This window comes from Thomasclavelia sp., assembly GCF_017889095.1.
Lineage (GTDB): Bacteria > Bacillota_I > Bacilli_A > Erysipelotrichales > Coprobacillaceae > Thomasclavelia.
Window position 1 is genome coordinate 1 of the sequence record NZ_JAGHEW010000036.1, and the last position, 7,369, is coordinate 7,369.

Here is a 7,369-nt window from a genome sequence, read left to right on the forward strand (position 1 = left end):
GCACATACTGAAGGGTCTTTGATGATTACAGACAAAACTCATAAAGCATTGTATACTGGTGATACTTTTGGAAGTGGTTTTATTTGGGCACTTTGGGATACAAATAACGGTAACCCTCTAGCTGCTTTAAATGATGGTGTCGCTAAAGCAAGAGCTATTTTAAATGAAAATCCCGATTTAGCTATTTTAGCTGGTCATCGCTGGCAACAATTCTGGGAAAATAATGCACAAAGACCTGGCGAAATGTCAATTCAATATTTCAATGATATGGCTCAAGTTATCAGTGGCCTTTTAGATGGTACAACGATTACTAGTAAATATAATGAAGTTGCTTGGGCTAGTGATGCTATTGAACTTTCAAGCAACGGGGCTAAAGCGAAAATTGATACTTTACCTAAATTTGTCGAAGCCTACAAAGCTTCAGTTAACCAAATGGACGAAGCTTATGTTTATAGTGGTAGTGATAAATTAAGTATCAACTCAATAAATGCAACTGCCGCTCCAACATTCGTTGTTTATCCAGATGGATATTTATCAGATGAAGAAGCACAAAAATATGTAGAAGAATCAGGAATAAAAGAGATTGTTGATCGTTCTGCAAGCAAAGTGTACATAGCTAGACCATCTAATGGAACATCTTTTAATGCAAACGATGTTAGTGGTTTTGAATCTATTGTTACTAAAATTGGTGTTGCTAATAACTTTAAATTAATTGGTATCGGTAATGGTGCTACATTTATCAATCAACATTTGACTGGCTATATGAACTTTGTTTCTGGATTGGCCTTAGTAAATCCTGAAAAAGGTGCTGAAGTTAAAGTATCTGTTCCTACTTATTTAGTAAGTGATAATCAAGATGTTATTAATACTTATGTAACAGCTAATAGTGCTAAAGAAGTAAGTTCAGGATATTATCAAAACCCAGAAAGTCATTATGAAATTGTTGTAGTTAACAATAATACTTCAATAAGTGCTGTTGAAGCTACTAAAGATGCATGGGGAACAGTTTTAGAAAAATTTGGTAGAATCGGTAATTATAGTGAAGTTTATAAAGAAACAGCTACTTGGTATTCTAGACCGTTACTTTCTGGAAATTTAGAAGCTGATCAATCAAGAAAATATCAATATTTCGATTCTATTGATGCCATTGATAATATTGAACGTCATGTAATTACTCAAGATTTAGATAATGATGGTACTAATTCATTATGGTATGAATATATTCCTGAACAAGCTAAAAATGCTGCTGAAGGTAGTGTACCAGTAGTAATTTTATTCCATGGTAATACTAATGATCCAAGAACTCAATATGATACATCAGGATGGGCTCAAATAGCTAGTGAAGAAGGTGTAATTTTGATTTGTCCAGAATGGCAAGGACATACTTATCAAGGATATACTTATGATCCAATGACCGATGACTCAAATGCTACTCCTGACTCTGATGTAATTACTATGTTAAAGATCATTGAAGAAAAATATCCACAAATTGATCAATCAAGAATTTACATTTCAGGATTATCAGCAGGAAGTATGAACACTACTAACGCTGGATTATCAGATGCTAAATATTTTGCAGCCGGAGCTGGACATTCAGGACCATTTGGTGTTAATGATGCCAACAAGGAAGCAGTAGCTGCCAATAAAGATAAATATGATATGCCAATTATTTTCTTCACTGGTGATGGTGATGAGTATTTAAAAGATACATTTGACAATCTTTCTCCTAATAACGGAAGCTTCCAAGTAGCTCAATTATATCAAGAATTTAATGATATGGAAGTTACTAAGTTTGAAAATGTTAAAGAAGAAGATAGTTATCTATATGGTGTTCCTTGGACAACTCGTTATACAATCGAACCAAATGCGGAAAACATCGCAAAAATTGATGTTGGAAGTATCGAAAATGATAAAGGTGTTGAAATTTCAATGGCACGTATCTATGGTTGGGGACATTGGAACTATACTCCAGATGCTCGATTAATGTGGGAATTCATGAGTAAATATGCTCGCGATTTAGAAACTGGTGAATCAATTCGTTTAGATTTACAAGAACCAGATACCCCTACTACTGATGAGCCAACTACAAATAATCCAACTGAAGATAAAAATCAACCTACTGAAAAACCTAGTGTTAGCGAAACTACATCAGTTAAAACTGGTGATCCAACTATGATTGCTCCATTTGCAATTGGTGCATGTTTATCATTAGTTGCTTTAGTAGCAGTTATTAAATTTGCTAAACGTAAAACAGCTAAATAAAATTAAAGAAAGCAAAGGTAGTTAGCCTTTGCTTTTAGTTTCTTCTATAAAGCTGTTCCTTTTTTAGGAATATAATAATTATCCATATTAACATTTTCTAATTTTAGTAAAGCAACTTTTTTATCAATTCCGCCAGCATATCCCGTTAAAGATCCTTGAGATCCAACAACCCGATGACAAGGAACAATAATTGATATTTCATTATGTCCAACAGCACCACCAACTGCCTGAGCTGACATCCTTGATAAGCCTTTACGTTTAGCTAAAATATTAGCTATTTCACCATAAGTCATTGTCTTTCCATAAGGAATTTGATAAAGAATTTCCCATACTTCATTTTGAAAATCAGTACCGGTAAAATGAAGGGGGATTTTAAAATCAGGCTCTTTCCCGCTAAAATAAATATCTAACCACCTTTTAGCATCCTTTAATATTTCAGTTTCTTTTTCCTCATTTTCCTTATCTAAATATAATGCATAATATTTTTGTCCTTCAAACCATAAACCTGTTAATCCTTCATCATCTCCTGCAAGTAAAATTGGTCCTAAAGGAGATTGATATTTACTTGTATACTGCATTTTCTTCCTCCATAATTTTATTTTCAATTGCACCACTTGATACTGCCCAAAAATATATACTTGCAACACTGCAATATGGACTAAATCTTTTTCGATATTTTTCAAATAATTTTTTATCTACTTTTTTATGATGATAAACCATTTTTATTCCTTTTATAATAGCTAGATCTTTATAACTAAATACATTAGGACGTTCTAAACAATGTAATAAGATCATTTCAGCAGTCCAAATACCAATACCTTTAAAAGTACAAAGTTCTTTAATTATTTCTTCATCACTTTTATTTGGATAACTATTTAAATCAACTTCTTTATTTTTTACTTTTTGAGCAAATTCTAAAATATATTCAGCCTTTTTAAAGGTTATCCCAAATGACTGGATTTTATCTTTTCCAGCATTTATCAATATATCAGCGTTTATTTCACCTAATTCATTAACCATTCTATTCCAAATAGTTTGATGAGCTTTAGTTGAAATCTGTTGCCCAACAATGCTATTAACTATTGATGAAAATATATCGTGGTTAACTACTCGATTAGGATGACCAATTTGATCAATTACTCTAGCTAATTTTTTATCTTTACTTTTTAAATATTCGATTTCCTTTTCACCATATTTAAAATACATATCATCACCTTGAAATAAGTTTTTATTTATAAAATTAATTTACTTATATTATATAACAATAATTATTTAAAAATATTAGTATCTTACTTATTTGATAATATTTTTATAAAGATATCACTAAATATAAAAAAGAGAAGAATCAATTATTCAATTCTTCTCTCACTAATACTTATTTTCCTTTATTCATTACTTTATTAAATAATTTTTCTGTTTCTTCAAACTGTTTTAAGATTGCTTCATTACTTGGTTTTTTAACCTTGGTAGCTGTTTTTTCATCAGCTAAAATTTGCAAGTTACGATCAATATTTTTTAATAATACAATAATTTCATCTAATTTTTCTTCCATACTTATCTCCTTTTTTACCAGCTATTACCAATATATTTTTTACCTTCAATTCGATACATATAATCTGTTGTCCACGAAGTATCCGTAGTTATTGGCTGATCCAACCATTGTAATCCAATATTAGGATCATGTTTAATACTAATTCTTGAAGCTAAATAATAATCACCAACTTTTTTGATTCGATAATTAAAATCATTAGTAATTTTTTCACTACCATAGATATCCTGACGATCAAAAACGCTTGCACCAAACTCATTAATATCACCAGAACTAATTACAATCTTTAAAATCTGAGTATCTATTTTTTGAGTTTTGTTATTATCCATAATTGTAAAAGCTTTAGCTACTTCTAAAACAATTTGATTATAATCACTGCTTGTTGCCGGAATTTTGATTACCTGATTATTTGACTCAAAGTTTTCAACCCCAGAAGCAATGATTTCATCCATTAAGCTAATAGCTTCTTTGCATGTTACTGTTGGCTTTTCAATTTTTGTTACTTGCGGAATTGTAATCGGCTGGGATTCTTCTATATTTATTGGTTTTTGATATGTTAATAATTCACTGTTTAATTCATTACCACTAGGATATATAAATTGTAAATATCTTGATTCATTGTCATCACTATCTTTGACAAACTCTAGATAAGCTCTTACACCATTATCAATAAGTTCTAAAATTCGATCATCAATTAATCGATATTGATTAAATTGATTTATTCTATTTTTATAAATTACTTCAATACTATCATTGTTAAAGGTTAATGATACTTGGTTATTTTTATAATTTTGATTTGTATATCTATTTAATAATGGCTTTATTTTTTGTTCATCGATATTTTTAGCGTTTAATGTATATAATTTGATTTCACCATTTTGAATATATTTTAAGATTTTATAATCAGTTATAGTAAAATCAAATTCAAAATCGGAAACATTTTCTATTTGGTAATCTAATTTACCATATTCTTGATAGACATTTTGATAAAGATTTAATTTATTATTACTAATTGTAGCAGCTAACAAATCATTATTTACTTGATATGTTTTTACTTGAAAAGTATAACTTGCTATTACCAAAACAAACAATAATAATGATCCAAGACAAATATAAACTTTTTGATATTTTGTTATTTTTCTTAACAAAAAGATCATTATAATAGGGATAATTATTTTGATAATTCTAAAAATAAAACTAAAATAATCAATAATTTGATAGTTTGCAATTAAATGATTTATTCCCATTATCAACACACCTAAATGATAAAAACAAAATACCAACCATGAAGAAATAGTCATTGTAACTAACCAGACTAAACGATTATTAGAATATCTTTTAGTTATCTCTAAATTATATCTTTGCAGTTTTTCAAGTAATGATTCATCATAATCTAGCTCTAAGTTACCAGCTTTAAACTGTAATTGAATTTTATCATGATCATAATTTACTTTTTTGATGTCACTATATTTAAATAAATCATATCTACTTTTTAATTCTGTTTCTTCTATAATTAAATCATATTCATTGCTTTCTTTTTTTAAAATAACCACAATAAAGATCAAAATCATTAAAAACAACAACATACAAATTAAACTAATTTCAATCGATTGATTTGCAGTTACCATAAAACCAGCAATACAAGCTAACAAAAGAATCCATAAAACTAATAATATTTTAATAACTTTATTACTAAAGTATTTAGCTTTCATTTATATACTCCTAAATCAAATATGGTAAAAAGATTGTTGCCAATCCTAAAAAGAAAAAGAATCCTAATACATCAGTTACTGTAGTTACAAAAACACCACTAGCTAAAGCCGGGTCAACATTAAATTTATCTAAAATAACAGGAATAAAATAACCAGCAATATTAGCTAAGATCATATTTAAAAACATGGCCATTCCGGTTACTAATCCAAATATTGGATTACCCTCAAATAACATTGAACCAATAGCTACTAAAACACCAATAATTACACCACTACATATTCCTACTGCAATTTCTTTTAACATAATTTTAATTGCATTTGATTTAGTCATTTCACCTAACGAAATTCCTCGTACTACAATCGTAAGTGTTTGCGTTCCGGCATTACCGCCCATTCCCGTAACAATAGGCATTACGGTAGCTAGCGTGACAACTTGAGCAATCGTTCCTTCAAAAAAACTAACGACAGCAGCAGCCATGACCGCAGTAAATAAATTGACAATTAACCAGGGAATCCGGCTTTTAAAAGATTCCTGGATAGTAGAATCTAAACGTTCTTCGGAATTTACCCCACCTAATAAGTTAATATCTTCGGTACTCTCTTCTTGAATGATATCAATAATGTCATCAAATTCAATTACTCCCAATAAATGATCTTCTTCATCAACTACTGGCATCATGATAAATCCATATTTTTTAAACTTATAAGCAACTTCTTCCTGATCAACATTATATAAAACCGTTTTAACATTTGGATTAGTAATATCAAGCATCTTAGTATCAAAACTGCTACTAACAATATCTCTTAAAGATACTACCCCTTTTAAAACATTATCTAAATCAACAACATATAAATAATAAGTTGTATCCTCTTCAGTATTTTCTTGTAAATACCGTAATGTTTTTTCTACTGTATTTCCCGCACGAATACTAATGTATTCTGTCGTCATGATTCCCCCAGCCGTATCGGGGTCAAAAGTTAATAACCTCTCTACATCTTCTTTATCATCTTGATCCATCTTATTTAAAATATCTTGTTTTTCATCTTCTTCCAACTCACCTACTAAGTCAGTAATTTCATCTTTTGACATTTCATCTAAGATTTCACGTTGTTTAACATCAGAAAATAACTTTAATAATTCGTATTGTTGTTCTTCATCGTCCTCTTCTTCAATGATATTAGCAACAATATCATTTGGCAAACGATCCATTAATTCTTTAATACTATCTTCATCTTCATGGAGAATATCTAAAATATCTGCAGGATGAATATTCGTAATGACTTTTTTTATTTCTTGAGGATCTTTACCTAATAAAATCTTTTTTAATTCATCACGTGTAATAGTATCTAACATGTATCTAAGCTCCTTTCCTTATTTAAACACAAAAACATTTTACCACATTTATACTACTTAAAAACCCTTTTATTTAAAATAAATTTTATTAATTAGTATCATTTATCTTATTTTTCTTAACGATCGTCAGCCATATTATTTCCAGGGAAATTTTAATCTTCTTATCTATTTTAAATATTTTGTAGTAAATCTACCAATATGATAAAATAAATTTAATAGAGTGGTGATTATAATGTCTGATGCAGAGAAAAGAAGATTTAAAAAATTTTTACATTATATGTTATATTTTGTCTTTATGGGAATTGATATGTCTTTAAAAATAAATTATTCATTTTTAGTGCTATATATATTTATTAGTTATCAATTAAAAGAAAAGCAAAAACTTAAAGATATGCCACTAATATATTATTTATTAGGATTTATTGTTTTACCAGTTATGTTAAAAATAATATTTAATTTAATCCATAACTAATTTCATCAAAAAAAGCGATA

7 protein-coding genes are annotated in these 7,369 nt (G+C 28.7%); 2 read left to right on the top strand and 5 right to left on the bottom strand.

The genetic code is table 11. The features are described 5' to 3' along the window. On the top strand, positions 1-2,262 hold a 2,262-nt coding region (locus J7M77_RS01670), incomplete at its 5' end, for a prolyl oligopeptidase family serine peptidase (RefSeq protein WP_296875350.1). Positions 2,263-2,306: 44 nt separating this feature from the next. Here J7M77_RS01670 and J7M77_RS01675 read toward each other — a convergent pair. The 5 genes from J7M77_RS01675 to mgtE all read right to left on the bottom strand — a co-directional run bounded on the left by J7M77_RS01675 (position 2,307) and on the right by mgtE (position 6,877). Next, positions 2,307-2,840: a methylated-DNA--[protein]-cysteine S-methyltransferase gene (locus J7M77_RS01675; RefSeq protein WP_296875352.1), complete on the bottom strand. Its 534-nt coding sequence runs from the start codon at positions 2,838-2,840 to the stop codon at positions 2,307-2,309. Then, entirely contained in the window at positions 2,824-3,468 is a 645-nt protein-coding gene (locus J7M77_RS01680) for a DNA-3-methyladenine glycosylase 2 family protein (protein ID WP_296875353.1), read from the bottom strand. The genes J7M77_RS01675 and J7M77_RS01680 overlap by 17 nt, the downstream gene beginning before the upstream one ends. Positions 3,469-3,637: 169 nt before the next feature. After that, on the bottom strand, positions 3,638-3,814 hold the full coding sequence (locus J7M77_RS01685; protein ID WP_296875355.1) for a hypothetical protein: 177 nt from the start codon (positions 3,812-3,814) through the stop codon (positions 3,638-3,640). Positions 3,815-3,828: 14 nt separating this feature from the next. Beyond that, the gene (locus J7M77_RS01690; protein ID WP_296875357.1) at positions 3,829-5,523 is read right to left on the bottom strand and encodes a hypothetical protein; all 1,695 of its coding nucleotides are present in this window, start codon (positions 5,521-5,523) and stop codon (positions 3,829-3,831) included. Between the two features lie 10 nt (positions 5,524-5,533). Beyond that, positions 5,534-6,877, bottom strand: coding sequence for a magnesium transporter (gene mgtE / locus J7M77_RS01695; RefSeq protein ID WP_296875359.1), 1,344 nt, complete (start codon positions 6,875-6,877; stop codon positions 5,534-5,536). Positions 6,878-7,109: 232 nt separating this feature from the next. On the opposite strand from mgtE, the gene J7M77_RS01700 reads away from it, so the two are divergent. After that, on the top strand, positions 7,110-7,349 hold the full coding sequence (locus J7M77_RS01700) for a hypothetical protein (RefSeq protein ID WP_296875361.1): 240 nt from the start codon (positions 7,110-7,112) through the stop codon (positions 7,347-7,349). Positions 7,350-7,369: the final 20 nt, after the last annotated feature.

Bases quoted from the DNA above. Each gene is read 5' to 3' on its own strand.
- J7M77_RS01685 (WP_296875355.1), bottom strand. From the start codon at position 3,814: ATGGAAGAAAAATTAGATGAAATTATTGTATTATTAAAAAATATTGAT.
- J7M77_RS01690 (WP_296875357.1), bottom strand. From the start codon at position 5,523: ATGAAAGCTAAATACTTTAGTAATAAAGTTATTAAAATATTATTAGTT.
- J7M77_RS01700 (WP_296875361.1), top strand. From the start codon at position 7,110: ATGTCTGATGCAGAGAAAAGAAGATTTAAAAAATTTTTACATTATATG.
- mgtE (WP_296875359.1), bottom strand. From the start codon at position 6,877: ATGTTAGATACTATTACACGTGATGAATTAAAAAAGATTTTATTAGGT.
- J7M77_RS01675 (WP_296875352.1), bottom strand. From the start codon at position 2,840: ATGCAGTATACAAGTAAATATCAATCTCCTTTAGGACCAATTTTACTT.
- J7M77_RS01680 (WP_296875353.1), bottom strand. From the start codon at position 3,468: ATGTATTTTAAATATGGTGAAAAGGAAATCGAATATTTAAAAAGTAAA.